The sequence below is a fragment of the Serratia myotis genome, assembly GCF_027474885.1.
Classification (GTDB): Bacteria; Pseudomonadota; Gammaproteobacteria; order Enterobacterales; family Enterobacteriaceae; genus Serratia; species Serratia proteamaculans.
The window spans coordinates 64,421-90,302 of sequence record NZ_CP099708.1 but is presented as its reverse complement, the minus strand read 5'-3'; the positions used below and the strand labels follow the sequence as shown (position 1 = coordinate 90,302).

The 25,882-nt window shown below is 52.3% G+C and carries 27 protein-coding genes; 1 reads left to right on the top strand and 26 read right to left on the bottom strand.

The genetic code is table 11. The features are described from left to right. Position 1: 1 nt before the first annotated feature. The 23 genes from NHG65_RS26355 to mobA all read right to left on the bottom strand — a co-directional run bounded on the left by NHG65_RS26355 (position 2) and on the right by mobA (position 22,508). Complete coding sequence (locus tag NHG65_RS26355; RefSeq protein WP_129942288.1) at positions 2 to 355, bottom strand: conjugal transfer protein; 354 nt, start codon at positions 353 to 355, stop codon at positions 2 to 4. Positions 356 to 379: 24 nt separating this feature from the next. Next, the gene (locus NHG65_RS26350; RefSeq protein WP_129942287.1) at positions 380 to 3,697 is read right to left on the bottom strand and encodes an LPD7 domain-containing protein; all 3,318 of its coding nucleotides are present in this window, start codon (positions 3,695 to 3,697) and stop codon (positions 380 to 382) included. 60 nt (positions 3,698 to 3,757) lie between these two features. After that, positions 3,758 to 4,045: an IcmT/TraK family protein gene (gene icmT, locus NHG65_RS26345; RefSeq protein ID WP_129942286.1), complete on the bottom strand. Its 288-nt coding sequence runs from the start codon at positions 4,043 to 4,045 to the stop codon at positions 3,758 to 3,760. Then, positions 4,038 to 5,213: a plasmid transfer ATPase TraJ gene (traJ, locus tag NHG65_RS26340; protein WP_129942285.1), complete on the bottom strand. Its 1,176-nt coding sequence runs from the start codon at positions 5,211 to 5,213 to the stop codon at positions 4,038 to 4,040. The genes icmT and traJ overlap by 8 nt, the downstream gene beginning before the upstream one ends. Then, positions 5,206 to 6,018, bottom strand: coding sequence for a type IV secretion system DotC family protein (locus NHG65_RS26335; protein WP_129942284.1), 813 nt, complete (start codon positions 6,016 to 6,018; stop codon positions 5,206 to 5,208). Before NHG65_RS26335 ends, traJ begins: the two co-directional genes overlap by 8 nt. Further along, positions 6,015 to 6,479 carry a DotD/TraH family lipoprotein gene (locus NHG65_RS26330; RefSeq protein WP_242501604.1) on the bottom strand — a complete coding sequence of 155 codons (465 nt, stop codon included), beginning with the start codon at positions 6,477 to 6,479 and terminating at the stop codon, positions 6,015 to 6,017. Before NHG65_RS26330 ends, NHG65_RS26335 begins: the two co-directional genes overlap by 4 nt. 98 nt (positions 6,480 to 6,577) lie before the next feature. After that, complete coding sequence (locus NHG65_RS26325) at positions 6,578 to 7,654, bottom strand: acyltransferase family protein (protein WP_129942283.1); 1,077 nt, start codon at positions 7,652 to 7,654, stop codon at positions 6,578 to 6,580. A gap of 63 nt (positions 7,655 to 7,717) precedes the next feature. Continuing rightward, positions 7,718 to 9,097: a shufflon system plasmid conjugative transfer pilus tip adhesin PilV gene (gene pilV, locus NHG65_RS26320; RefSeq protein ID WP_129942282.1), complete on the bottom strand. Its 1,380-nt coding sequence runs from the start codon at positions 9,095 to 9,097 to the stop codon at positions 7,718 to 7,720. Then, positions 9,094 to 9,762, bottom strand: a complete 669-nt coding sequence (locus NHG65_RS26315) for a prepilin peptidase (RefSeq protein WP_129942281.1) — start codon at positions 9,760 to 9,762, stop codon at positions 9,094 to 9,096. Before NHG65_RS26315 ends, pilV begins: the two co-directional genes overlap by 4 nt. Beyond that, the gene (locus NHG65_RS26310) at positions 9,762 to 10,247 is read right to left on the bottom strand and encodes a lytic transglycosylase domain-containing protein (protein WP_048795524.1); all 486 of its coding nucleotides are present in this window, start codon (positions 10,245 to 10,247) and stop codon (positions 9,762 to 9,764) included. The genes NHG65_RS26315 and NHG65_RS26310 overlap by 1 nt, the downstream gene beginning before the upstream one ends. 54 nt (positions 10,248 to 10,301) lie before the next feature. Beyond that, a complete protein-coding gene (locus tag NHG65_RS26305) occupies positions 10,302 to 10,892 on the bottom strand; it encodes a type 4 pilus major pilin (protein ID WP_129942280.1) in 591 nt (196 codons plus the stop codon). 36 nt (positions 10,893 to 10,928) lie between these two features. Then, on the bottom strand, positions 10,929 to 12,032 hold the full coding sequence (locus tag NHG65_RS26300; protein WP_318438018.1) for a type II secretion system F family protein: 1,104 nt from the start codon (positions 12,030 to 12,032) through the stop codon (positions 10,929 to 10,931). An 8-nt stretch (positions 12,033 to 12,040) separates the two neighbouring features. After that, positions 12,041 to 13,531, bottom strand: coding sequence for a GspE/PulE family protein (locus NHG65_RS26295; RefSeq protein ID WP_129942278.1), 1,491 nt, complete (start codon positions 13,529 to 13,531; stop codon positions 12,041 to 12,043). A 5-nt stretch (positions 13,532 to 13,536) separates the two neighbouring features. Next, entirely contained in the window at positions 13,537 to 14,121 is a 585-nt protein-coding gene (pilP, locus tag NHG65_RS26290; RefSeq protein WP_129942277.1) for a type IV pilus biogenesis protein PilP, read from the bottom strand. After that, positions 14,108 to 15,412 carry a type 4b pilus protein PilO2 gene (gene pilO2, locus NHG65_RS26285; protein WP_129942276.1) on the bottom strand — a complete coding sequence of 435 codons (1,305 nt, stop codon included), beginning with the start codon at positions 15,410 to 15,412 and terminating at the stop codon, positions 14,108 to 14,110. Before pilO2 ends, pilP begins: the two co-directional genes overlap by 14 nt. Before the next feature lie 3 nt (positions 15,413 to 15,415). After that, entirely contained in the window at positions 15,416 to 17,050 is a 1,635-nt protein-coding gene (gene pilN, locus NHG65_RS26280) for a PilN family type IVB pilus formation outer membrane protein (protein WP_129942275.1), read from the bottom strand. Positions 17,051 to 17,074: 24 nt separating this feature from the next. Then, complete coding sequence (pilM, locus tag NHG65_RS26275) at positions 17,075 to 17,419, bottom strand: type IV pilus biogenesis protein PilM (RefSeq protein ID WP_161739314.1); 345 nt, start codon at positions 17,417 to 17,419, stop codon at positions 17,075 to 17,077. Between the two features lie 233 nt (positions 17,420 to 17,652). Then, complete coding sequence (locus NHG65_RS26270; RefSeq protein WP_129942274.1) at positions 17,653 to 18,699, bottom strand: toxin co-regulated pilus biosynthesis Q family protein; 1,047 nt, start codon at positions 18,697 to 18,699, stop codon at positions 17,653 to 17,655. Between the two features lie 69 nt (positions 18,700 to 18,768). Beyond that, positions 18,769 to 19,044: a hypothetical protein gene (locus NHG65_RS26265; protein WP_129942273.1), complete on the bottom strand. Its 276-nt coding sequence runs from the start codon at positions 19,042 to 19,044 to the stop codon at positions 18,769 to 18,771. Positions 19,045 to 19,491: 447 nt separating this feature from the next. Continuing rightward, a complete protein-coding gene (locus tag NHG65_RS26260; RefSeq protein WP_242501608.1) occupies positions 19,492 to 19,647 on the bottom strand; it encodes a TraY domain-containing protein in 156 nt (51 codons plus the stop codon). A gap of 153 nt (positions 19,648 to 19,800) precedes the next feature. After that, a complete protein-coding gene (locus NHG65_RS26255) occupies positions 19,801 to 20,079 on the bottom strand; it encodes a hypothetical protein (RefSeq protein ID WP_129942272.1) in 279 nt (92 codons plus the stop codon). Positions 20,080 to 20,212: 133 nt separating this feature from the next. Beyond that, positions 20,213 to 22,168 carry a TraI/MobA(P) family conjugative relaxase gene (traI, locus tag NHG65_RS26250; protein ID WP_129942271.1) on the bottom strand — a complete coding sequence of 652 codons (1,956 nt, stop codon included), beginning with the start codon at positions 22,166 to 22,168 and terminating at the stop codon, positions 20,213 to 20,215. A 7-nt stretch (positions 22,169 to 22,175) separates the two neighbouring features. After that, positions 22,176 to 22,508, bottom strand: a complete 333-nt coding sequence (gene mobA, locus NHG65_RS26245) for a plasmid mobilization protein MobA (RefSeq protein WP_129942270.1) — start codon at positions 22,506 to 22,508, stop codon at positions 22,176 to 22,178. Between the two features lie 243 nt (positions 22,509 to 22,751). Here mobA and NHG65_RS26240 point away from each other — a divergent pair, with 243 nt between their 5' ends. Beyond that, entirely contained in the window at positions 22,752 to 23,036 is a 285-nt protein-coding gene (locus tag NHG65_RS26240; protein WP_129942269.1) for a mobilization protein, read from the top strand. Positions 23,037 to 23,085: 49 nt separating this feature from the next. Here the strand turns inward: NHG65_RS26240 and NHG65_RS26235 are convergent, their stop codons facing one another. The 3 genes from NHG65_RS26235 to NHG65_RS26225 all read right to left on the bottom strand — a co-directional run bounded on the left by NHG65_RS26235 (position 23,086) and on the right by NHG65_RS26225 (position 25,847). Beyond that, positions 23,086 to 23,649, bottom strand: a complete 564-nt coding sequence (locus NHG65_RS26235) for an LPD29 domain-containing protein (RefSeq protein ID WP_129942268.1) — start codon at positions 23,647 to 23,649, stop codon at positions 23,086 to 23,088. 46 nt (positions 23,650 to 23,695) lie between these two features. Further along, complete coding sequence (locus NHG65_RS26230; protein WP_129942267.1) at positions 23,696 to 24,112, bottom strand: protein TraE; 417 nt, start codon at positions 24,110 to 24,112, stop codon at positions 23,696 to 23,698. Positions 24,113 to 24,965: 853 nt separating this feature from the next. Beyond that, positions 24,966 to 25,847: a DUF4942 domain-containing protein gene (locus tag NHG65_RS26225; protein WP_394802836.1), complete on the bottom strand. Its 882-nt coding sequence runs from the start codon at positions 25,845 to 25,847 to the stop codon at positions 24,966 to 24,968. Positions 25,848 to 25,882 lie beyond the last annotated feature (35 nt).

The following is a 25,882-nucleotide window of genomic DNA, read 5'->3' as shown; positions in this document are numbered from 1 at the left end:
CTTAACGCCCCGTGAACTCTTGCCACGGGTCAATGTTGCCGGGGATGTAGTCGTTGATCTTGTCAACGGCCGCCTGACAGACCTTCTCGGACACCTGGTTCATGATGTCGGCAAGGCTGGGGAACGTGGGCAGTTGGATAGTGGTTGTGCGTATCCGTGACAAACAATCCTGCAACTGGTCGGAGGCATTCTGTTCTCGCGACGCCCAGGCTTCGGCTGCCCGCCGGGCCTGTTCATAACCGGCTTTGCTACCAGCTTCAGCAGCAGCCCCCGCACGGCAGGTAGAAGCAAAACTGGTAGCCGGCAGACAGCACAACGCCGCAAGCAGTGTGGCGCACACGCTTTTTTTAAACATAAAGTGTCCTTTGCGGTCAGTGAGTTATATCGGGCGAGGGTCGCCCGGCTGCGCCTTTGGCGCTGCCGCCGGCGCGGCCTTTGGGGAGGTGTTCTCATCCCGCCAACGCTCGTCAAATCCCAATCGGGAATGAAGCGCGGGCGGTAAGCTGGCGGGTGCATCCAGTTTGCCAATCCGAACCTGGCTATCACCTTCCAGCTTGAAGGCAATATTCTCGCGGGGAACAGGCTGGCCGCTGCTGCGGTTGATCCCATTTCCACAACCTACAGGCCTCGCGCCCTCCGGGGTGACTGTGTTGAACACCATCGGTGGGGCATCGTCCCTGCCAGGCAACGTCACCAGGACATGCTGATACTGCCCCTGGTGGCGAACCACACCCTGCAGATACGGACCATCACTGCGGACCAGATACAAATCAAGATGGCCATCTTTCGACCAACTGCTAACAACCGGCTCCCCAGCCCCTTTATCCACGGACGGCCGTGGTGCGGATAACACATCTCCGGGGGTCTGACTGCCCTGCCCATCAGGACGCAACCAGTACACACCTTCCTTAGGCGCAGCCGGCGGCGGCATATCGAGGTGCAGTTGGGTAATGATGGCCGATTGGATTTTGGCAAAGCGCGACGCATCGAATGCCGCCAGCTTCACGCCTTCATCAGTGCCGGTGCGTACCGTATCGCCCCCAGTCGGGGTCAACGACCACTGATTGCGATGAGCAGTTTTAGACTCAAAATGGGTGACCACCCCCTGATCGTCCTTTTGCGGAACCTGTACGGTTACCGCCTCCTTTCCCAGCCAGGTCAGTGTCGCTATGCGGCCAGGCTTAATGCGCGTTTCACGCAGCAACCCCGAAAGCTCCTTACCCCAGAACGTTTGTTTTCCTTCTCGCGTCCGCAGCGTAATAAAAGCGCTTTGCGATTGACCGGGTTCAAAACGGAAAGGTGCGTTACCACATTCGAGTACCTTGCCCGTCACCCCCGCCGCCGCCGCTTTGTAACTTTGGTGAATAGCGGGAGAAATACTGCTGTCGGGCTGAGCCGCATTATCTTGCGGTCGCGCTGCAGGAGCGACACGATGATCAACGGCTGGTGCAACCTCTCGCGGGGCGTCCGCCGGTGTGGCTGCTTCGGGGTCGGGATGATTCACCGGCGATGCAGCCGGTTGCGATGTGGGGGAATGAGCTGGCATCGGAACCATGTCACCGGTGACGGCGTCACGCGCTGATACTGGTGTAGCCAATAACTTCCGCGCATCCTCCAGCATGGCCTGTTGAGCGGGTACCTTCATCGCCACATTGATTTTATGCTGGGCAATCAAGGCAATCGCTTTTTCCTGAAAAGCTTCACTACCGGTCAACTCAATACGTCCCCGGTAATACTGTGCCGCCGTCAACAACGCCGCGAGCACCTTCTCATCGCTTTGGCTGGCCCCTTCCGCCATATCCAACCGAGAACCCCGATCGATGAACGCCGGTTCGTTATCCAACTTATAGAGAACCGACTTATCGCTCTGCGGCTCCCATGACAGCCGCTGGAGTAACGCATCCTTATCTATCAGCGCTACGTCCGGATCAGCGGCTTCGCCGTTCGGGCGTGGCGGACCAACCCAGATAGCGTCAACGGTAGGTTCGGCCTGAGTCTGTTCTGACTCAGAGCGGTGAGCCCACTTTGACGCAGGTATGGCATTTTCTTGCTCTGGCTCACTGGCTGGACGAGGTGGCACGTCAGCCTCCAATTCACTTGCCGTATCCGCTGTCGCCACCCGGGACGTTTCAGTCGTCTCTGGCGTCGGTACAACGTATTCTGCACCGCCGGTCGGGGTTGGTTCTGGTACGCGCCCTTCAGGATTAAGTCGTCCAGCCAGAGAAATGGGGGCGTCGTCTGAGGGGGCTACTGCATCAGAAACCACGGGGATCTCTGCGGGTTCGGTGCCCACACCAGGTAAGGGAACTGTCGATGTTTCGGCTTGCGCGGCCCAGGACGCATAATCATTAATATCGATCGGCGTCTCATCAACAACGGGAAGCTGATCCACCGCCGGTTCAACAGGCCCGATATCGCCCTGGAAAGAGGGCGTCTCGGCCGGCATTGGCGGCATAGCGTCGACCGGAGTAGGCAGCGGTTCGTCAGGAGTGGGCGGCGATACGCCATCGGATGGAAGGTTCATTTTGTCTCTTTCCTCTCGGATGATCTCCAGTGTTCGGGCAATGTTGGCGGTCACGAGCAAACGCAACCCATCAAGCCCACGCGACTGGTGAAGGTCATTGAAATCGGTCAGCCCCAGTTTTTTTTCAGCGTCGGTAAAGTCAGGCACAATTGCAGCACCATAAGTCACTGAGGACGCTGCCTGGGTTGCCATCAGCAATCCCTTGTTCACTTTCTTCGCATGATCCAAATCGGCCAGGAAGATATGTGGGGTGTTGGGATAACGCGCGTGCAGCACGTTGGCTATTGCAGCCATATTGCCGGCATCGATGGTCATCACGACCGGCTGGCCAGTGGCAAGATTCAGGCTTCTGGCAGTGGCATACCCCTCGGCATACATCACCGAGGCGTCAGGTAAGAGCGGGCCTCCCACCACCAAAAAATTACCCTGCTTTGGCGCATCGCTGTAAAGCCGCTTATCACCGTCAGGCGTGATGTACTGCAAGGTGCGAAACTCACCCTCAGCATTAAAAAACGGCACCACCAGGGCACCGTTTTGAGTTTGTCGCAGCTCTGGCGTCGGGGTTATCCCCTTTCGCACCAGATAAGGATGGGCGGGGTCAGCCCCCGGAAGTTTGTCGTATAATGCCTGCGCTTTCGCCGTCTGCCGACGGTAATTGGCCTCTCGTGCCCGTTCAGCATTATCGTGTGCCTGGCGGGCTGCAGCCCGAATGTGCAGCCGGGCAACGGGGTCAACTTCTGTTCCGCTGGCCTTCCAGTTAGTGACCGACTTCTCCGTTTCCGCACGGTGGTAATTGATAAACCAGCCGCCGGGTCGGCGATCGAGGAACCCACGGTAAACGCCACTTTTTTGCCCCTTCTTATCCTCCAGCGTAGCGACGCGATGCCGCTTCCCGTCCATCACCGGCAAGCCTTTCACGACTAACCCCGCCTGCGTCAGGGCATCATGAAACTCTGCCTGCGCATCACCGCCGCCGGTGCTGATGGTGTTATCGGGCAGCCAGGCCTTCACGCGATCGATATCACTCCCTGGACGCGCGTACCACAGAACGGCATCTTTATCCCAGGCCAGTGCCGAACGGCCATCGTCAAGTAGCCCTGCAGCCTTGCGAGCCTTATCTCGTTCTTCGTGCGGCACCGCCAGCCAAAGACAGTGCTCAATTACTTTTCCCATGTTGATCTCCTCGATGCCGATCTATACCCCGGCACCCTAAAAGGCCTATGTGGATAATCGTCACTCGCCTTCAGTAAAACGGCGATACCACCACGGGCGGCCCGACAGCAGCTTTCCCCGCAACAGATAGACCAGCCGGGCATTCAGCACCGTCAACGTCCAACCAAAGGCCGACAGAATTCGGAAAAAAATGATGATGCCGCTGATCACATAAATCGTGTCCCAAGTAGGGAAGCGGAACCAGAATAAATACAGCAGAAACAAGGGGGCCGGAACACCGTAAACATTGAGCCGCCGAGAGGCATTGCGCCAATAGCCCGGTGGCAAAGGTTCCTGTTCATCATTCATGGGTATGACCTCGCTCCAACTCACGCAATTGGTGGCTAGTCAGGGCGACAGCCAGCTCGCTGCGAGCGATGCGGCCTTGCAAGTACAGCCGCCAGGCATGATCGGCAATGCGCCGTTTCTCAGTTCGAATAATGCCGTCAATGTGCTGGCCCCATTTGATGTAAGGCATTTGCGACAGCCGTTCCCGCAAGGGATCGTCAAAGATAATGTATTCACGCACAGCCTGCCGTTTACCATCAGTTGTTCTCAGCAACTTCTGCACCACGATGTACTGGAGTACCCCCAGCATGTCGTGCGCGATAGCTTCGCGGATCTCCGCCTGGAACAGGTTCAGGCAGCGAGGTATGGCCTCACCCGGTGAATGAATGTGCAGTGTCGATAAGCACAGATGACCAAGCTGGCCCGCCTGTATACCGGCCTCCACTGTTTCCCGATCACGCATTTCCCCGACGCCAATAACCGACGGTGCTCGCCGCAGGTCAGCACGGATACCTTCGGCAAAATTTGCTACATCCCGCCGGATCTGCAGCTGGGTGGCCGGCAAAATATCTCCGCTCTTACCCAGAACAAATTCTATCGGGTCTTCGGTCGTCGTCACTTTGCGGTCAGGGTCATGATCAATACAGTGCCGATAAACCGACGCCAGGAAGGTACTTTTTCCGGAGCCAGTTTCACCGCCAATGAAGGCCAATCCTTTATGAGGCAGAACAACACTGCGTAAATCATCTTCGATACCCAACGAATCCAGGTCAGGGATTGCGGTCGGGATAATTCGCATGGTCAGTGCAATGGTCGTATCAAGCCGGCCCGCCGTTGCCTGTACGAAATTGCAACGGAATCGCAACCGTTCGCCACGTTCCAGACCGTAACGCTGATACATATCGCCATCCAGCTGCAGCGCCCTGTCCACTGGATGCCCCCCACCGGCCGTTGCCCGGACCTCAGGTTCAAAGACCTCGTCAATCAGTTTGGACAAGGTATCGTCAGCCAGCACAAAGGTGCTGGCTCGTCGCAATCGACCGTGGTGGCTGACAACCAGGTGATTGCCGCCCTGGATATGGATATCACTGACATTCTGCTTGGCGCACCAGACAAAAAACGCTTTCAGCGCATTGCCATCCAGCCCGTTCTCAAAGGGGTAGGGAACAAAGTCAGTAGATTCAGTCATGATCGCCCTCTCTTTGTATTACCGGCTTCCATTTCGTCTTGTCAGGCACAAATCCAGCGTGCTCTTTGAGGCGACGAACTCTGTCCCCCGTGGTCAGCTTGCTACGATCGCCACTGACGGTTTGTTGCTGGTCGGTCACCACCGGAGAGGTGATATACCCCTGTTGCAACAAGCGGGAGTAAACCAACATGCCGCGATAATCACGGGTCAGACGATTGAAATTGGCTTCCAACGTATGGTCAGCACTCTCTCGTCCTTCTTCCCACCCCTTGCGAACAGCAGCCTGCCACAGCGCTTTCTGCGCGCCGTTGGCCGGTATCACTGCGGCTTCAGGCCCATCGATAGCCGAGGTGGATAAACCTGCATTGAGCCAACTCCGCCAGGATGGCGGGTTGCTGACAAAACGCTCCGGGGCAAGAATTTCATACACATGCGTAGCGGTTCTTATCTGATTAGGGGTGATGTGGGCCACATCCTGAGCCTCACTGATCACCGGAGGAAGCCAACCCTGGCGGCTGATCAAAGTACGAAAGTCATATAAGGCATCCAGGTTTTTGGCGACGGCATCAAGTGTTTGCCGTAGCTCCCAGGCTCGCTGTGCTTTTCCGCCCCGAAAACCCAATGTGCGTCCAGCCTCTTCAAGCAGTTGACGCCGCGTTTCCGACACATCCGACGATGATGGCTGTGAAGGACTGAGGTAACTGCCCATATCTGGCGGTGCAGACTCTGAAGGGGATTGTGCAGCTGCTGCCTGGCCGCACAGTACGCCATTGACGAAAAGTAGCGTCATAATGGATTTTTTCATCTACGCCCCCTCGTTTTTTCTGGTTGTGAAAAGGCCAGCGTGAGCTGGCCAGGAAACTCATGCAGTGTGGCCCGCCAGGCAGTCTGGACTTCAATCATTCGCAACAGGTTCTGGTAGGTGACGCCGTTTACATGCAGATTGACCGGCAATGGAAGCCGCACACCCGTCCAGTTAAAGGTCAACCCACGTTGTCGGGCCAGATGAGAAAGCAGCTCGACAGCATCGCCATCCCAGTTGAGGGTTACGCGCTGAGAATTGGCACTGATGCCTGGAGTAAATAAAGGTGCTCGAACTTGGTTTATCGCGCCGGACAAATACAAATTATTCTGCGCGTTTTGAATCTGCTCAGCATTATATTGAGTGTCCGTATTTTTTAGCGGCATGACTGCGGTACTTTTAGCCGGAAGTTGACATCCACTAAGCACCACAGGCACAAAGAGTAACATGCAATAAAATTTCATGTTTCTTTATCCTGTATATCTGACTATTTAGATTAATTTGAATTTAGAGTGGGGTTAGAAAAAAATAAAGCAAAGGGGCATTGCGCCCCTTTTATTAACTACACTGACTCATGCCTTACTGATTTTTGTTTTCTAAAACTCACTGGCCTTTCAATAAATTTATACGACAAGTAGGCCAACCCGATGGAGATAACACACGACAAAACAAACCTTGGTAAACCATCAGGTACACCAATACTTTCAAGCCGATTTCCTATCCCACCATTCATTAGTGTGTGGATAAGATAGAGAGAGAATGATATCTCCCCCAAAGTAATAAAGAATCTCGGCGTGTATTTCGTTATGATCTCATCATTTAAGACTACAGCAATAAACAAAATTGACAGATACCACCCTGACATCGTTAGTCCATGACCCAGTGATGGTGTAAATAAAACGAAGTAGCCGGCAACAACTATTGCAATAACTAATATTACTAAGCGTAACTGACTATTTAAGTTTTTTGTATAGGGATAGATAAGACCAAACCCAACGCCCACCAAAAACTGCCATATGATAGGGTTGGTTATTAAATTCAAGTAAGCTGAATTGAATTGATAGCCACTAACCCCCAAGGTTGGTGATTGCCCTGCTAACATAGGCAAAACAATAAGGCTTAACGAAAACACGCCAAACAACAGTAACCATCGGTATTTTGATATCAGACAAACTGCCATGACCAAGTAGAAAAAAACTTCGTAATTCAATGTCCATCTAACACCATAAACACCACCATCATCTACATAGAAGGGAGAATTATTGGCATCAATTGGGGAGAAAGTGAGTGCGCTTGCAAAATTACTCACTTTCTCTGGATAATGGAACGTGCTCATAGCCCCAGATAAAAGGAAAGTAATTAGCAGGATAATAAAGTAGGCTGGAAGTATTCTCCTTGCGCGGTGTTTCAAAAACACCCCTGTCGCCGATAATCCTGGTTTTAGTTTCTTCGCTGAAAGCGTGATAACAAACCCACTTATTATGAAGAAAACATCAACGCCAATAGCCCCCCAGCCGAATAACTCATCTCCTAAGCTAGGATAGGAAAGATTTATATTCCATCTAAAGTGAAATAACATGACAAAAAGAGCAGCCAGACCTCGAAGAGCCTGAACACTATCCAACCTGTTGTTATTCATACAAATTAACCATGATTGCAACAAAGAGTGGGAATACTACCAAATGGAGGAAGGCAATAGCTATCATTTTGCGCATAGCGCAACGGCACGCATACAACCTCCTGCATCACCGGGAGGTGAAACACGCCAGGCATTAATATATGGGTCAGAACTCGATGTGTCTGGTGAGTTTCTACCTTGATCCCAAGACCAACGGGTCATTTCCCATCCACCGGATAATAGCTTATAGCCGCTGGGGCAATAGGCGATTGATTGACCACTCTTATTATCGCATTTATTATCACCGAATGCGTTTACGGTCTCCGTGATTGATGATGTTTTCCATACAGCATTGACACAAGATAACACTGCCCCTGCTGAGTTTCTGCCTTGCAAACCATTAGGAGAGCACCCCTGCCCTTCTGTCGCTACACCATCCAACTGTAGATATTCACCAACCGACGCCCTGCCATCTGCCCGAACGGTTCCACCTTTAAGCTGGCCGCTGGTATAAATCCCCTTGCCGTTAACCGATTTAATCCAGTCATTGTCATCCATATATAACCCACCTCCATGGTCTTCATTGAGCCATCCTTTACCATGTTTGGTGATTAACCAGCCGGTGTCACTGCGAACATCTCCATGAGCAGTGATCCAACCGCTCGACCAGACACTTTCACTGGCGATGAGACGTTTGCTATTTACATCTTGGCCCGCCCAAACATTGTGGGCCTCCACATTCCCGCTAAAGCGCCCCGTCGTTGCGTTAACATTATTCGCGTTATTCAAATCATTGCTGCCCATGTCAATGGAAGTATGCATCTTGTTGAGGTCGGGACGACCGTTAACCTGGAAACGATACAAACGATCACTTTCTTCCGCTCCTCCAGCCAATACATCCGACGTCAGGTAAGCAGCAAGATGACCACTCTGCCCGCTGAGCCCCAGGCTAGACAGGTTGACCTGCCAACCACCGCCGGCGCCGTTGGCCACATTAACGGGTTCGATATAACCCCCCAGGCCAGAAGTGTTCTGAGCGATATAGCGTTGGCCCTTGAACGCAATGTTCTGACCGCCGGCCGTCAACACAAAGGCGACCAGTTTGTCGGTTTGCGCAGGATTGCGTGTCACGGCAAGAATATAGGTTTGGGCGTTATTGTTGGTCAGGGAAAAACCCGCAGGCAAATACCCTTTATCCCTTAGGGTCTGCCCGGTTACCGTGACGTTACCACCCCCTTTAACCTGATTCAGTAAGGTGTCGTAGTTATCTTTGACGTATCGGCGTGCACCCTGGCTCACCGTGCTCAGGTGTGTGGCTGTCACGACCCAGGTTTGTTCTTCTATATAGTTGGAATATCTTTCCAGCCCGATAGGGGCGGCAATCAATACGATCCCCAGCACGATGGCCATTGAGATCAACGATACCCCCCGGTTGATACGAGGGTTGGCAACTTCAGCAGTCATAAGGCACCTGATAGGGTCAGTTGAGGGAAGCTTCCGGCCAAGGCCGCCAGTAAGGCGAACAACCAGGGAGCATAAGGTTGCGCTGTTTTTTTCGTCAGCAACGCGCCGACGATAAACAGCAAGAAGGCACATCCACTCAGCACGCTGGCCAATCGCCAGGGAAACCAGGCACACAGCCCGGCAATCAAATGCACATCGCCAAGACCAAACCCTTCTTCACCCCGCAGGCGTTTGGCACCGTAGTGAAAGGCATAGAGGAACATAAACATGCCGATGCTACCTGTGAGCGCCTCCGTCAGGGTGATCGTGCTCCCAGGCAGAAAGGTAAACAGCAGACCAGTCAGCCAAAAACCGGAGGTATACCGCAGCGGTAGCCAGTAATTGCGCATATCAAGCAGTACCATGGGAATACCCCACGCAAACAGCCCCAGAATTTTGACCGTTCCCAACCAGGGGAAACCCGCGAGTGCTGTCGTTGCGATCAGGACAGTACCGGTACCGGCGAAAACGATTGTGACGCCCCTGACCTGCAGTCGGGTGAGTGGCGGGCCATCATGCTTAAGCAAGAATTTTTTCGCCCCGTGAACCAACGGTTGGGCACCAATGCACAACGTGGCGCTGGCGAAGGCCATCAGTAACGAAAACTTCAGGAGATACAAGGTCATCAGGCTGCACCTCCCTTAAGTTTCATGTACATCGCATACACTTTCCGCGCATAAATCATGCGCCGTGGACCGTTGTTGTCAGCAAACCCGGCATTGTAAGAGCCGAGGCATTGCCAATTGACGCCGCATTGCTTGAGATGCTTTGCCAGTATCCAGGCCCCTATCTGTACGTTGAGACAGGTATTGGTCAGCAGGTCCTGCTCACTTTGAATAATGCCCAGCGCACGCAGCTGGGGAATGTGTCGGTCATTAATCTGCATCAGCCCGAAGTCTCGGCTGGTGACCCGCCCTTTTTTATCGCGATTATTGCCGATAGCGCGTGGGTTAAGACTGCTTTCAACGGTGGCCATTGAACGCAGTAATAAGGGGTCGACTTTATAGCGGGCGCCCGCCTCGTTAAAACAGAACGCCTGTGCCGGCAGCGATAATAATAACGCCCCGCCCAACACCAGACAGGACAAGGCACGTTGAAAAGAAAACAACATAAGAATGCACTCCAGAAGGAGGCCGGCAACAGGACGTTACCGGCGGGATGGGCATCAGGTGTTGCTTGTGAAAGTGAGGGTGTTTTGACCCACCGAGCCTTTATCTGCAGTGCACTGTGCGCCAACGGCGCTCGCCGCGATTGCACCATTAGTCGACGTGCCGTTAACCATGGTGGTCACAACACTCGGCGCCGCACTCAGCTTGGTCGCCAGAGTAATGCACGCTTCCTGTGGAACCGCCGCGTAGGTCAGTGAGAAGGAGGACTTCTGACCGCCGGCTGTCGCAACGGGTTGCACGGTGACAGCCCCACCCCACAGGTTTTGCAGCTTGGCGCTACCGGAGGATTTTGTCCCGACAACCGTCATATTGGCCGGCGCGCCACCAAACTGGATGAGCGCACCGGTCATGGCATCTGCAGCCGCAAAATTATAGATACCGGATGTTTTCAACATGGTGCGGGTATTGGTCAACAGTTCCGCAGCATTATTGTACTCCGTGCTGGCGTCATTACGGTTAAACAAACTGCCCCCCTGAGTAATAGCGATAGCTAATACAACAAGGACTAGAACAAAATAAATGGCCGCTTCAAGCAGGGTGATAACCCCACGGTTGATAGCCGAGTGAGGAATTTGAGTCAGTTCCATTACTATTTCCTTTAGGTTTTGTGGAGAGTGGGCGGCTTAGCGTGAGCCCACGAGATCGTTGAGGTTTTGTGTGGCCAGGAGGATCAGGATCATGTAGCCAGCGTTGGTGCCCAATGCGATGTAAGAAAGCAAAGACGCCGTCCGCTTGATCCGGGCTACGGTTTGCACAAGCCAAGCCCGTGCAAAATTTTCAATAATCATTTCAGCGTTATCGCCGTCCGTCAGCAGGACCAGTTTGTCGATAGCGCGTGGGGAGGGAAATCCGTAGCCGGCATTGCGTAATGCCAACCCCAGGTGGTCACCTTGCCTAACCTGACGCTGGGTTGCGGCCAAACGTTCATACAGCCAGGGCGGTGCATAGCGACTTAGCATCTCGATGGCGTCTTCCGTCTTCACCTGAGCACGCATCAGCGCACTGAAATTCAGCAGGAAACCCACGCCGAGCACGTCGCGATACACGCTCCAGGGCAGTAAACGGTCCAAAACATGCTGTCGTATTTTCCCAATCAGATTTGGCATCGACCAGATAACAAACCCAATCAACAGGATCACCAGCCCACTGAGAATAATTGCATGATTAACAAAGAACTCTGAGATGGCGCTGAGCCACCATAGCCCCCCAGTCCAGTTTTCTCGGGAAGATAATGACTCCAGGCGAGGAAGAAAGTAGACAGTCACCATCTTCATCATGGCGAATGTGGTTGCCATCAGCAGCATCGGGTAAGCCAGTGTGGAAACCAGCGCTGATTTCATATCCGACATTCCCTGAACCACGGTGATCGCCCGATATAAGGCGGCTGCCAGGTTACCGTCCTGAACACCGGAACTGAGGATGGCGGCTTCCTGTCGGGGTATCCAGGGCGCCAACCCCTGATCGACTGATTTACCCTGACGCAGCGCACTGAGCATATCTTCCAGGCAATAGACCACAGGGGGGCGCTTGTTCCCGTAGCTCCCTATCATTGAATTGATGGCTTTTTCTACTTTAAGGTTATTGTCGAGCAGAAACGCCAGGTCTTCGTAGAGCGTCAGGCGGTCGGCCGTAGAGAAGGTTTTTTGCGCCAACCAACGGCCTAAGCCCTCATTCATTTTTTCCGATGACGGCATATTGCCCCGCAATACCGTCAGACGTTCGCGCAAGCGGGAAATCATGATATGACCTCCGGGGGTAGCAAGGTCAGACTGTCCTCGTCAAGCGGACTGATGTAATCCGCATCAATCGGGTCGACCAGCCCGGCATTGAGATAACGCAACAGGTGCTGCCCGCGAGTAATGCCGCCCAGCACGTTCACCCAATAACTGCGCGCGGCCAGCTTGCCGTCATGGCGAAACAGCTCCATAAATTTGGCGTCGGGACGAATAACTTCAGCAATGACACGTCGCCCCGTCACGCCCTTATAACAATGCTTGCATCCCTCCGGATGGCGAAAGGCCAACGTCTCCACGCGGCAAAAGCGCTCAAGTAACGCTTTTTTCTCTTCTTCCAGGCCGTCACTGACGTCACACCAGCTTTTCTTGCAGTGCGGACACAGCAGTTGCACCAGTCGTTGAGCGATTAAACCGATCATGACTTGAGGATCGGCCACCTGTCCCATAGGGATGCCCAACGTGTCTGTCAGACGGTCAAGAATGCCGACAGCATCATTCGCATGCAGCGTGGTTTCCACCAAGTGGCCGGACTTGGCCGCCGTAAGTGCAGATTTAACCGAGTTGGCATCACGAATTTCGCCGACAACCATGGCATCGGGGTCTAACCGTAAAGCTGCAGAAATAGACCGAACCCAGGCGCGGCTAACCGCATCCGGGTCGTTTTTATCAGCAATGATGGGGGTCTGCACCGCCCCCAGAATCAGCCCCTCAGGCGGATCTTCCAGCGTCATCAGGCGTTTTCTATGCCCGGTAAAAGACAGGTACATTTCGCTGAACGTGCGCAGAGAGGTACTTTTCCCTGAGCCGGTCGGCCCGGAGAGGATAATGACGCCCTCAGGGCGTGCCAGCATGCGGCGAATGAGCGTTTGCTGTTCCGGTAAAAATCCCAGTTCATCCAGCGTGGGTGGGGCCTTTCCTTCATCAGGCAAAATGCGCATCACCACATACAACCCAAATTCTGCCGGCGTATGCGCATAGCGTGCGCCGAAAAGCTTAAGGCCCTGCAGGAACTCTTTGCGCACCCGCCCATCCTGAGCGCGATTGGGATTAAAGCTTTTCTCGGCCACATCGCACATGGACATCACAATCGTCGACGCCAGCGTCATTCCTTCGGCGCGATCCAGCTGCATCACCGTTTCGAGGTCGCCGTGCACACGAAATTGCACCACTGTCACATTATTTATCCCGATCAGCAGATGAATATCACTGGCGCCTTTCTTCTTGGCTTCCCTAAAAAACCCGATGATTTTCGCCTGTTGAGCGGAATAATCGTTAGCCTCGGGGTTGTCGGTTACCTGGCTTTGCTGCAACTCTTTCAGCTTGTCGAGCTGAACCCGCTTAACCTGCAGTCTGGGGTATTTCTTATACGCACCGGCAATCTCTGACGTGACGGCCAGACTGTTATTGTGCGCGTCAGACACATACAGCGTCGGGGCGTCAGAATTGGCCAGATCTAAATGGATATAGGTTGAACCACGTTTCTCATACATATCGGTTACCCCGCAAAGGAAAGAGACACCAGCGTTTGGTTCTTCCCGGCGACAACGACCTCATTGAGATTGATCCGTTTAACAACGTATTCCGTACCCGGAATGCGATTCCCTGACTGCACCGTGACCTGATTGCCGTTGCTGAGAGCCAGCACGGCCGTAAACCCCTTGCCGGTACCGGTGATCTCCACGATTTGTGGAGGAACAGCATCTTGAGTTGCCCCCTTAACCTCCGCCTTATTGTCCTGAGAAGGCGGTGCCGGATTGAAAGGCTGATCCAGGGCGCGGTCGTAGCCGTTCTTTTGCAGTTCATTCAACGCTTTTGCCCTGGCAAGCTGAGCCTCATACAGCACCGTCTCAGCCTGTATGGCTTCGAGTTGCCCCAGATTTAACGCCCGCCCAGCCTCTGTGCGGGTGAATGTGGTTGGCAGGGGAATATCGACTGACGTTGGCGACTTCACCGGTTTTTCAGCCGAAGGTATCGCAAGTGGAGCCGCCGGTATGTCAGCGACAGGCGCGGCGAATACACTGGGTGCGGTTAGCACCAGGCACAACGCCCAGGGTGTTACCCAGGATTTAACGGTTGGCATACAGAAGTCCCTCAATGGTGTATTCCAGACGGTTGTTCTTGAGCGTCGTCGTGATACTGGACGCCCTTATCCCGCTGCTGTTGAAGCGCGTTGGCGCAAACAACCTATCGGGCGGAATGTCGGTAATGAACGTAAAGCTGTAGGTGCGCCACGGCAGGCTTTGTACGTCGCCTTGCGTTAACTGGGTGCTCGCGTCCATTTCACTAAGGCGCAAACGGGCATTGATGCGCTGGGCATAGCTGGTCAGATGCTGGATTTGCTGGCTGCCAGGGAGCAGCGCTTCGGGGTGTTCAGGAGGAGAAAGTGATACCGGTAACGCAAACGAAGCGTCATCCGCGCTGCCGGGAATATTAAACACAGGTTGAATATCTGAGCCATAGAGAACGGGTAACCGCAAGGCAAAGTCCCCCACGGTGCCCCCGTTCGGCAAGGTGTAGTGCAGCGTTATCTTGCCGTGAGCATCACACGTCGCCGTATTGAATACCCAGCCGGCAATAGAGATCTGCGCGTCTTTCCACACGCTACTGCAGGCGCTGAGCATCGGCGGGAATCGCGGTTGCGTTGCCCAGGGTTTCAGGTTGTCGGCCGGTGCCTGTTGCTCCAATTGTTGCCTGGCCATCAGCGCCGCCTGAGCAGCGGCAATACGCGCCTCTTCCTTATGCGCCTGCCATGTCGAATAGCCGGTATACCCTACGCCCAACGCCACCACCGCAATACCCCACAGCCACAGCATCTGCGGATTATGGGTTTTACTCAGACGGGCGCGTCGCAAACCGACCTTGTTGTCGGTCAGTGTCGAGAGCGCCTTATCTTCGGCACTTTGTTCGGGAAAGAAACCGCTCGGGGCATATATTGTCCAACCCGCCGGCGGTTCGGAGGTGATTTGCAGAAAATTAGACACCGCTGTTCGTATGACAGCGTCATCACCCACGATATCGCCGAACGGAGACAACATGCCGTCGTTGACAGCCACAAACCAGTATTGGCCATCCGGTAACGGGAAAACACCGTAACAGGCCTCTGGTAATGCCGGCAGGACGGCTAACGCCATCGATGCCAATGTATGACGCCCCCCTTTTCGTCGTGTTTTGTCCGTGAGGGTGACGGTGCCAAGCAAAGTGCCTTGCGCCTGGCCATCTCCGGTAGGTAACGCCGCCCAATGTGTGGCATGCGCTTCTTTAGCACGTAAGCGCATGCTACGGCGCCCACGTAGCGGCAGATACTGCCAGTGCAATCCGGCAACCAGCCAGGCACTCCCATTCTGCAGCGTATAGGTAGTCTGTTGTTTCATGGCTTATCCCAAAATGACCGGAGTGATAAGAATGACCAGCATGGTTTTGTTGTTTTCACCGTTGGCACCGCCCCCGAGTCCAAAGAAACGGAAACTGCCGACACCCTGGCGGTTGGCGGTATTATTAAGAGACTGATAACCACTCAGCACCAACGTCTGTCCAGACTGCATAATGACGCGCTGTGTAAAGGTCTTGAGGCGCGTTTTCATGAGTTCAACTGAGGTGTTGTCACTGGTGAACGTGCGCATGGTCGGGTCATCCGACATATTGATTGCAAACTGCAGCTGCATTTTTGGCGACTGGGGCATCAGGAACGGCAGCACCGTCATATTGAAGCCCGTCGTGATGGTCGATTTGGTGATGCTGCTCGATGAGCCGACGTTAGCCGTGTTCTCCGTGGTCACGTTGGAGGCATAGTCCTGCTGCAGCGCAACCTGGATCGGCACCGCTGACAGGTTAGTCGTCATGCTTGAGGCTTCTGTCATCACGCTGACGTTCGCCTGCTCGGACAAGGCTTTGATAAAGGCCTTGGTGCCTGCCCCTTTACCATCCAGTATGGAAATACCGCCATTCAGGGCATCGGACGAAGCCCCGGTGAACGCATTGGTCAGAGACAACCCGACGCTGCCACTGTTGAACACAGCGTTCCAGTCAATGCCGTACTGATCCTGAGTACGTTTCTCAACGCTGTAGACCTGGACGTTGAGCACCACCTGTCGGTTGAGTTCTTTATTACGGTCATCCAGATAGCGGCCTATCTGCTCAAGCACGCGTGGTGTATCCGTAACAGTCAGTACACCGGCGGACAAATTCATGCGCCCGGTACCCGGCGTCAACATCGACTTGATGGTATTGGTGACGTCCTCGTACAGGCTCGACTTGATTTCCATCTCTGTCGCTTGCGAGGTATTGGAGTCGCCACTGAGCCCACCGCCGCTGCTGTCGCCCGTAGCCCCCATCGATGAGGTGGTGCCACTCACGGTTTTGGAGCCAAAGCTCGCCTTACTGTCCATAAACATGACCGGGAACGTCCGAGTGTCGAGATAGAAAATGGCGATCCGGCCTTGCTCATAACGCCATGACAATCCCAGGCGAGTGGTGACATTGTCGAGCAAACCGCCCAACTCCCCCTGCCAGAACACGCCCCTGAGTGAAGTACCACCGGTAACGGCCGGTGCAGCTCTGGCGGGTGAGCCACCCAACGCGGCCAAAGGTACCATCCCATTAGGGTCTGGTGCGGGAACGGGGCCACTGAGTTGTTCCGTCTTCCCGCCTCCTGTTGGGGCGAGCATGGCTTGTGCATCCGGGGTGACGACGACAGGCAGGCGGCATCGTTTACTGATGAAGGCGCTCACTTCCGCCAGCGTGATACTCCCAGGCCGATTGATAGCCACAGCACAAGGTGGCAGTAAGTTATTGCCGCCTGACTGGGTATTTAACGGGTAAGGGTTGATCCATTGAGAGGTCAGATCACGTACCACAGAACCCTTTTTAAGGGCATTCAGATGCTTATCTGCCTGTTTTTCGTCTTGCGAGACCGTGTTGTCGATCTTGTCGATGCGCTCAAGCGGCGCACAGCCGGAAAGCAGCAAACACAATGTTGCCGCCAGCCCGGTTAAGGGGAGGTGTTTTTTCATTTTTAACCTTGCGGTGAGGAGAGATTAGTTGAGGTACACCAGGCTGCCGTCAGCAATGCTGGCCGGTACATTAACCTGCATGTCATTGCCAAAGCTGTCGATCAGACGTCTTCCTGCGACCTTTCCAACCAACGCTGAGTGCCGACTCTGTGCCAACAACGCGGCCATCAACCCTGGTTGATCCGGCTGGTAGACATACACACGGTCAGCCTGCAGCACATTGTGTAATTCAGGTAGGGGTGACCAACCGAAGGCGCTGTCAGGGATCACGCCGTCTTTTTGCGAAGGGTTGTTATAGCGCCAATCATTGATGTCATTGATATAACGGACGGTTTGAATAGCGCGCTGGCTCAGCGTGCTATCCTGCATCTGCGCCCCTGTTTGATCATGAGGTGGTATGTTGACCCATACCAGGAGCCCCAGAAAGACCGAGAGCAACCAGTAAATCATTGCACAACTCCCCAAATCAGAATCCAGAACACAGCGCACAGAACTATCACGCCGATGTTCACTTTGCCGCGATAACTCATTCGTACCTCCAGAAATTAAGGCTGCGAATGCAACCTCTTGGACTGAGGGGCATGGAACCTACTGACTGGCCATCAGTGGATTTCCTTGTCGTCAACAGAAATGACGCACTGAGCATGGCGAATGCCGGCATACAATGGCACTTTCGCCGTACCGTACAAGGTAAACAGGCTATTCAATGCATCCCGGAAACTCCCTTCAAATTGGAGCGGTGCATCGATACGGTAATTTGCTGATGTCAGCCAGGCGACCGTCCAATTGGCCACGTCTGGAGTAGAGCACTTCTCAGCGGCGGCCCAACTGAATAGGGTATCTTTCAACGTGCTACCCGCCTCGATCCGCCAGACTTTCGGCTTAATAATTGTCTTAGGTAACGTCAGCGATGCGGTGGTTTTAACCGCTGCTGCTGGGGCTTGTACCGATTTTTTTCCACCAAATGGATTACGGCCAGAACTCACAGTTCCCTGCTTATCCGTCATAGCTGGAGCCGTAGATGTTGATACCGCTATTTTGTTTGGCGGCTGGACGGTTACAGCACCCGGGGCAAACTCAGCAGATTTTGCCGCGACGGAAATCCGTTGTGCCTGCCAATCGATCAATGCCACCTTGCCCTGCTGCTGCAGCACTTCATCCAGTACAAACGGCCACTGATCGTTACCACGCCATTGCAGCGATATTCGTGCATCAGGTTTAAGTTCTTGAGAGAAAGAAACTTGCCATCCAGCAGGAGCAATCTGACGTATTGCTTGTCGAAGCGTCGTAGCTTTCCCCGCTCTTGCAAGCGCCAAACTGACCGGGCGTTCTCCGAGATAGCGGATGGCCTGTAAAGTAGGCACCGGCAGACCTGCCAATGCCTTGGGCTGAATAGTATCTGGCAGGCGATGCGACGGTGTAGTAGTCGCTGGCACTGACTCACGAGCTGCCGGAGCAGGTTTCAAACGAATTCGGCTAGCCTGAGCCAGATCTGCTTGAGCCCTCTGGATAATCGGTACTTGCTCCTGGATCAACGACGTCACAAATTCTTGTGCCGGAACGCGCGGCGGTGCAGGGGTGCTGATAGCACACCCACTTAACACCACCGGCGCCAGGGCAACGGGGAGGAATATTTTCAATAGAGTCACCTCAATTACGCAGTGGGATAGATAGGTGAAAAAGTCAGACGACAAGCTGAATAACAATGAAAGGGGCTATCACTCGGCAGCCTTGCGGCAAAGAATGTCTGAACACGCGACTGCGCGTTCACAGGGTCTAGAGCGGGAAATTTGGGGGGAGGCTTTTATTCCTGGGGATGACGGTCTGTGCTTTTTCTTTACCTGCACTTTTGTTTCACCTAAATAAAATAATTTGTCGCGCCTAACTCTCTTACGCTTTCTATTTACTTTACTTATATCAGGTTCAACAAGTGTCAATAGCTCGGAAAAATTACATACATATTTTTTCGGTGCGTTTAATTTTCCTTTTGCCATCAACATCTCCTTATCTGAATATCAACAACAGTTCGGGCAAGCCCACTCGTTCGAATGGACTTGCACAAATCTCTTTTGCGTCAGCATCCCTGCTCTGCCAGTGTTGCCTGTTCGCGCCCAGTCCCTCGCGGGTGGTGCTAATCTTCTCTAGAGGCAGATCGTACCTATAGATACATTGCATTTTTGCATAAGGGTCTAAACAGTTACAGAATGCTGTCCGACTTTCCAAAATTGTTAAATAGCGGACACCACCCCGTATAAATAAGGCCACAGGCACCCCACCCCAACGGGTGAATTATTAGTTTCGTGGAAATAACTCATGGGCTAATACCCAAAAATCGCTAGATTCCAGGTAAAAGAAAGCCCTACGGATTAACGCAATGTCTTTTTATTATTACTTAAACATACTAAAAATAGAGTTCCCTGGTGTTGGATCTCTATGTAACGCTACTTGGATTCATCGGAAAGAAAACGGCGACCAGGCACTGCAATATCAGTCACTGTTTTTAGATGATCAGTCAACCGTATTGATGCCTCTTTAACCTTGCTGCGACCAGACCGCTTTGCGGCCTGAGTCAGTAGCCGATTAACATCAGGAGTCATTTCAATAACAGTCTGGGCTGATTTCCACTGTGACTTATCTGTCATTTATTATAATTTCCTACTTCTTCTAAATAATTATGGTGAGAGTAATCCTTTCTCCTAAAATGCGAAACCCCCTTTAAAAGGGGGTTGACATAAACTTGTTACTATGATTTATGAATTTAGTTGAATTGAGTCAATGGCGATTAATAACTCAAGATTTAACTTGAGTTGAATCGCTGTTCCCATTGTGGATATCGACGTTAACTGCATTCGGTTACACGCCGCTTTGAGTGAGTCTTTGACAGTGTCCTCCGATACATCCCGAAGCTGTGCGATGGTTCCCACAGGAATTCCTGTCGAGTACATGTAAGCGGTGGCCAATTGAGTGAGGGTTAAAGCCGGAAAATACTTGTGTAATGCCTTAAATTGGCTAGGATCGATGGCAGCCATGGCAGCCTCCTGTTCAGGTTGTTGTGGTTAGCTGGTTGTACAGGCCTTCAACCCTGTGCAATCAGCGCCTAACGCAATGATTTACATTAATTATCTCTCTTTACTTTCTATTTACTGCCTGTTGAAGCTCTGTTTAAGGACGTGGTCCCCAATACGAATCCACTGTTGGTGCATCATCCTCGCGATCATCAGCTTGTAGTGATACTGCCGGGTCGTCATAACCCATCTCTGGTCGAACATGGCGATGCTCCAGAACCTCAGAGCGACCACGCTGCCAATTATCTGTTGGCCGGAACACCTCTTTTTCCTGCTGGTAATTCAGGCGGCATCCTTCGAGCAACACGCGGTCAACGAAATCGTCATCACCCACAACCTCCACACGCTCGCCACTTTTGGCACCGGCAATCTCTGCAGCCAGGTGGTAATTCGCCGTATCGTCGTAATCCTCAAACCCGGGCTTAATCTCAACCTGGTCGCCACGATCTACCACACCGACAACCCCATCCCGCAGATATTCAACTGTACCGTTCCGATGTAAGCGGGTTGCATGGGTAGACCGTTCAAGCAACGGTGAATCGTCAGCGGCACCAAACACCAATACACTGTCTTTATGTTTATTAGGGGCAGAAGTCCTGGCTTTTCGTTTCTCACGGTAAGCCCATCCTCGCAGCTGGCTAACTGCGGCAACATCACCCGTTAAGGCTTCGCGTTCCACCCAGGAACGGTAAGATAATGGTCGATATTGCCCAGATTCAAACAGGGTCTTACGTTCCTCTCGGATCTGAATCCGCAGCTCAGCCGTCGCTTTCATACGCTCGAACTCGGCCACGCGATACATCAGCTTGCGCAACAGTGGATCAGGATAGCTGTGCCGAACATTACCTTTCATAGCCTGATAGTGTGCGGCAATTTCCTGATGACGCATCTTCACGTTCAAGTCTGGCTTGATCCATTTATCGCGATACTGTTGGTAACGCAATTTGAGATCATCTCGTGCAGCAGCACGCTCTTCTCGACGCTCTTTTCTGGCATCACGATCGCGCACATGGAATTCAGGTTGGTAGCGGTTATATATCGCATAGCCGCCTTCTTCCGGGTCACCAGAGTCGAAAGAAGGAGGGCCTTCAAACGGACCAAAATAAGGTTCAAGTCTGGATTTTGCCAATGTAGGGTGAACATCAGATGCCTTGACCATCATGGTGTCAGGTCTTTCCAGATCGTATATAACCAACCCGCCCGACTGTTCACGCAACCCCAGACCATTTGCATGCATCAAGAGGTGAAAATAATTCCAGCTGGCCGTCTTGTTTTTAATGGCATCAGTTATCTGGGTGCGTGTCTGACGAACAGCATAATGATACAGACTTTCCTTATCAGAAAAGATCTCCCGCTTGGCGGCACCTTGTGGAGCACTCTGAAAACGCCAGGGTGCGCGCTGCAATGTATTATTATCCCCCCACACCCAACTGCCATTGTCTTGTTTGAAACCAAAACGCTTCTCCAGGACACGGCAACACTGTTGCAGCGTATCGGCATCATTCCACATATTAGCTGCACGGTACGTTTCCGGGTTTACACGATTAACCGCAATATGGCAGTGAACATTGTCAGTATCCCGGTGGATAGCGGTAACAAACTGGTGCAGTTCCATACCCAGTTTTTCCAGGCAATGACGTGCACTATCGAACACCTGATCAGGTGTTGGTGCCTCATCCGCTTGCCAGGATAAAATGAAGTGATAGACGGGGTCTTTGCAGTGACGATTTTGTGCAGCAACCATATTCATTTCCGCTGCTGCCGTCTCCAGTGAGAAACAATTGGTTTCGCACTCAACACCACCAACAATGACTTGCTCTCGCCCATCAGGAAAGCTCTCGATGACCTGCATAGGTGAGAATTCGTCGCGCCGCTCAACATAATCAACCAAGCGGTCAAAAACGGCTTGGTTGGAGCGGGAAGTGGACTTATCGATTTTGTCTGGCGTGATAACGTCATCAGGCTTTTTCTCATCCCGCAGACTCAGGTAGCCGACCAGCTTCATAAAGCTGGTTCCGCCATCTCGTCTTTTTTCTGGGATGATAACGTTCATGGTGCCCTTATTCGTTTGCCGGTACGAGATTCAAATCTAGTGCAATGATGGCCTTTTTCACTTCGACCAACACGTCTGAAAACTGCTTGCTCAGTTCCTGAGTCATTTGTTCCTGCATCTGAGTGTAGAGATGCTTTTGCAAGCCACCCAGGCGAAGAAGTTCGTTCATTAACCGTGTATCGGTACGGGTCATGATCTTCCTGTTAAGCGCGGAACGGCGCAGTAGTTCGGAGGTACTAATCCCTGCTGCCCTGGCCTTGCCTTTGATGACATCCGCCTCTTCCTCGGTGCATCGAATTTGGATGATGATCCCTTTCTGACGCGACTCGCTTTTCGACATAACTCAACCTCTAACACTCAACTGGGGTGTCGGGGCGTAGCCCTGACCAGGTGTTTTGCATTATCGACTGCGTGCAGGCGGTAATGACAAAACATTTCCTGTCCGTCATTTTACTACGTCTATCCTTCGCGATGCGAGTTATTTTTCGCCTGATTAGGCGTCAGTGAGGGGGCGGGCTTGGCCTATCAGGATTGATATGGTTTAATGTGTCTGGTTGGCATTGATGAAAATCACGAGGACAAAATGGCAGGAAACAAATTTTATACCCAGGAGCAGCTTGAAGAAGCAAAGTTAACACTTGAATGCTTGCCCGATTTGACGCCGAACAAAATCAGCAGAACTGAATTGCTCGATTCACTGAAAGAAAACATCATCACTTTATCTACATCAAAGGGTTATACAGCAACGGAAATAAAATCCGCATTGCAGACTGTAGGTATATCGGTGAGTGAAAAGTCTATATCTGACATCATTCGTGCATCAAAGTCTCCAGCCAAAAAAACGAACAAAGACCGCAGTAAAGCCTGAGACTAAGCAAGCAGTATGAAAATGGCGGGTTTACCCGCCTTATTGATACTTAAAGTGATCTAAGAACAAAACGGATTTCACTCTGTAAGTTATCGTGGCAAAAGAAACCTGAGCTAATCGTAAACAGTTTCCCTCTTTTATAGGCATCTACGTCAACCCATTCAGGGACCTCTTCAGAAAAAATTTCTCGACACTGCGTGATGGCTTTTTCGATGAGTTTATCACTATAGCGCCGGTCTACTGAAACGTAATGCACACCGCCATAAACAGCATTGAATGGACTTTCACTATACTCATAAATATCTTCCATACTGTTAAAACAACCGTTCTTAAATTTTCGCGTAATCTCTTCAACTTTTTCATTCTGTGGACCATCTTCCCATTTTACCGTAACCGCATCATAATTGGTTTTTTTGACAGAAAATTTCACACCGGGAAAACTCTGTTTCAGTAGCAAACGAATGTTTGCTGAGACTACTGCGGCAACAGTAGAATTTTTGTTTTTTTCAATCATTTTGAGATGCGAAAATTCAGGCGAATTTTTTAACCTGTCTACTTCAGAATCAAAAGCAGATTTCATCTCTTTTTTTTCTTGCTCTTTAAGTGAATGCATATGATTTTCTCAGTGATGAGTGGTGGGGCCATCGCCCCGCAGATTTTTAGAAGATTGGTGTCAATGTGCCGTATGGCTTTAACAGCTGCATGATCTCGTCATAAATCGCACCATCGGCTGTCACGATCACTACAAATCCGGTATCAAGACAACGCCAGCATCTTGAACTCAGTGGTACAAATCGGTAGTTAGTTGAACTCAAAGCGACAACCTGCACCGGTTCTTTTTCTATCACCGAATAAATGTCGTAATGCGCATTCTTACAATGCTGTCCAAATTGAAAAGCCGCATCCCATTCGCTGCTGGCGTTGCATATGTAGCTGCAATTTCCTTGCATAGCGCCATCGCTTGATGGTGCATAAAAACGAACCACAAAACGCCCGACTCGGCAGGTTTCAAAGTCATCCAGATCACATCTTTCGGAAGATTTTTGAGCAGCGGTGTTGACGTTTTGTGTGTTCATTCTGGTTTTCCTCTTGTCGGTGGTTAGTCCATCTCTCGGTGAGTTTCGTCGCAGCAAAGGGCACTGGTGCAACGGCGAACGGCGTAATACCAGGGCGACAACGAAAAGTTTTCTGACCCGCAGGAAGGAAAAGTTTTTGGCGGCGGCGTAGCGTCACCCTGGTATTGCGTTGGGCGACGGTGCTACCCCCTGCCCTCTGCGCCGGTACTCAACGGGTGATGGTCACTGACACAAACGTGAGAATGAACACATCCGGCACGCCGGAACGGCGGGACGTCTCTGGCGGTGGTGCCTATGGCGCCACCAGTGAAAGCGGCGTCGGCTTCTGCCGGCAGCGAGCGCTTGCTGTTGACGTTGGCTCTCAGACCCTAGCTGGCAGGCCCGAAACCGAAGGGTTCGGCGAGACTTGTCTGCCGCGTGCGGCTGGCTAGTCGAGTGGGGGTGATGGTCGGGCGCTGGCGACCGGCCACCGCAGGGAGCGCCAGCCCGTTATGGGTTTATTAAGGCCTGACGAAAGGAAAAAGAGGCGTCAAAGAAGGGGAGAAACCAAACGACAATATCGAACTGATGGGGAAAAGACATGGCTGAATCGGACAAGAAAGGCAGTGATCCGCCGTGGCGCAGCCACAGCAGCCTTTTCTGCCCAGCCGATTTAGGCAGTTGGCATACTCATATGCATGATTGCAGCAATGTGCCAAAATGACACATTGCCGCCACATTCAAAACAATGGATTGCCTCACCCTCGGCTTCCCCACATTGTCGATACACGTCCCCAGCAGGGGCAAAGTACCGTGATCGGACATATTTTCCAGGCAGGGGGTTTCCCTGCCTTCCTAGCGTTAACTCACCCTGTTACAGGCGGGGTGGCAACATGCCGGGGAACTGACGCGCCACAATATCATTGATTTCATTGACCAGATCGGGACGCTTAAACACGATATGCCCCGTCCCTTTGGCAAAACCCTTGACGGTAAAATATTCAAGATCACACAGCTCACTGATTTTGTTGCCAGTACGGAAAAAATCAGCGTACTTTTGACCATCTCCCGCTCTGAAGTCCGGTACGGTTTTCCCATCAAGCAGATAGAACGGACGGGCCAGATCATCCAGCAGTTGCTGCCCTTCCCATGTAAAACTGGAATGACCGTGGCGCCATGTGCTGAGAAAGCGCTCCACGATGATTTTTTTCCCAAGACGGCAAGGACTGTTGGTTTTATAATCCCATGACAAGCTGCGGAACACGTCGATCACACCTTGTTCAAAAGTATTTACCTTCTCTGAATTCAACTGCTTGAACGTGGCCAGCACAGTCTCAAGCGTGACCTCCGGACAATCCTTGCTGTTCAGTTGGCGATCCCATTCATCCCGTTGTTTGCTGCTCATCAGCGTGTACATGCCGGTATCACTCAGCAACCGATCCCACACTTTCTGATCAATCAGCTTGGCAACCGCATCACCGTATTTCTCAGGCTTGTCCCGCCAGTCCAATGCAAGTTTTACTACATCACTGAATCCATAAAGATTATCCTTGTTGGCAGCCGCAGAGAGCTGTTTAGCTGCAGCATGGATAAGCGTCATTCCGTCCATAAATTGCGCAATGCCACTGTTGCGCTGCGCGATAATACGATCAATGGACACTGAAGGAATGAGGTCGCCACCCTGGGAAGGGTTAACGGTGATATCAGCCATCACACCGAGGCACTTGCTAGACTGCTCTACTGTTGAAAATGTCATGTGCGTCTCCTGTTTGAGTCGGGAAAACTGCCGCC

Coding starts and splice junctions, on each gene's coding strand:
- NHG65_RS26355 (WP_129942288.1), bottom strand. CDS start 355: ATGTTTAAAAAAAGCGTGTGCGCCACACTGCTTGCGGCGTTGTGCTGT.
- NHG65_RS26350 (WP_129942287.1), bottom strand. CDS start 3,697: ATGGGAAAAGTAATTGAGCACTGTCTTTGGCTGGCGGTGCCGCACGAA.
- icmT (WP_129942286.1), bottom strand. CDS start 4,045: ATGAATGATGAACAGGAACCTTTGCCACCGGGCTATTGGCGCAATGCC.
- traJ (WP_129942285.1), bottom strand. CDS start 5,213: ATGACTGAATCTACTGACTTTGTTCCCTACCCCTTTGAGAACGGGCTG.
- NHG65_RS26335 (WP_129942284.1), bottom strand. CDS start 6,018: ATGAAAAAATCCATTATGACGCTACTTTTCGTCAATGGCGTACTGTGC.
- NHG65_RS26330 (WP_242501604.1), bottom strand. CDS start 6,479: ATGAAATTTTATTGCATGTTACTCTTTGTGCCTGTGGTGCTTAGTGGA.
- NHG65_RS26325 (WP_129942283.1), bottom strand. CDS start 7,654: ATGAATAACAACAGGTTGGATAGTGTTCAGGCTCTTCGAGGTCTGGCT.
- pilV (WP_129942282.1), bottom strand. CDS start 9,097: ATGACTGCTGAAGTTGCCAACCCTCGTATCAACCGGGGGGTATCGTTG.
- NHG65_RS26315 (WP_129942281.1), bottom strand. CDS start 9,762: ATGACCTTGTATCTCCTGAAGTTTTCGTTACTGATGGCCTTCGCCAGC.
- NHG65_RS26310 (WP_048795524.1), bottom strand. CDS start 10,247: ATGTTGTTTTCTTTTCAACGTGCCTTGTCCTGTCTGGTGTTGGGCGGG.
- NHG65_RS26305 (WP_129942280.1), bottom strand. CDS start 10,892: ATGGAACTGACTCAAATTCCTCACTCGGCTATCAACCGTGGGGTTATC.
- NHG65_RS26295 (WP_129942278.1), bottom strand. CDS start 13,531: ATGTATGAGAAACGTGGTTCAACCTATATCCATTTAGATCTGGCCAAT.
- pilP (WP_129942277.1), bottom strand. CDS start 14,121: ATGCCAACCGTTAAATCCTGGGTAACACCCTGGGCGTTGTGCCTGGTG.
- pilO2 (WP_129942276.1), bottom strand. CDS start 15,412: ATGAAACAACAGACTACCTATACGCTGCAGAATGGGAGTGCCTGGCTG.
- pilN (WP_129942275.1), bottom strand. CDS start 17,050: ATGAAAAAACACCTCCCCTTAACCGGGCTGGCGGCAACATTGTGTTTG.
- pilM (WP_161739314.1), bottom strand. CDS start 17,419: ATGCAGGATAGCACGCTGAGCCAGCGCGCTATTCAAACCGTCCGTTAT.
- NHG65_RS26265 (WP_129942273.1), bottom strand. CDS start 19,044: ATGGCAAAAGGAAAATTAAACGCACCGAAAAAATATGTATGTAATTTT.
- NHG65_RS26260 (WP_242501608.1), bottom strand. CDS start 19,647: ATGACTCCTGATGTTAATCGGCTACTGACTCAGGCCGCAAAGCGGTCT.
- NHG65_RS26255 (WP_129942272.1), bottom strand. CDS start 20,079: ATGGCTGCCATCGATCCTAGCCAATTTAAGGCATTACACAAGTATTTT.
- traI (WP_129942271.1), bottom strand. CDS start 22,168: ATGAACGTTATCATCCCAGAAAAAAGACGAGATGGCGGAACCAGCTTT.
- mobA (WP_129942270.1), bottom strand. CDS start 22,508: ATGTCGAAAAGCGAGTCGCGTCAGAAAGGGATCATCATCCAAATTCGA.
- NHG65_RS26240 (WP_129942269.1), top strand. CDS start 22,752: ATGGCAGGAAACAAATTTTATACCCAGGAGCAGCTTGAAGAAGCAAAG.
- NHG65_RS26235 (WP_129942268.1), bottom strand. CDS start 23,649: ATGCATTCACTTAAAGAGCAAGAAAAAAAAGAGATGAAATCTGCTTTT.
- NHG65_RS26230 (WP_129942267.1), bottom strand. CDS start 24,112: ATGAACACACAAAACGTCAACACCGCTGCTCAAAAATCTTCCGAAAGA.
- NHG65_RS26225 (WP_394802836.1), bottom strand. CDS start 25,847: ATGACATTTTCAACAGTAGAGCAGTCTAGCAAGTGCCTCGGTGTGATG.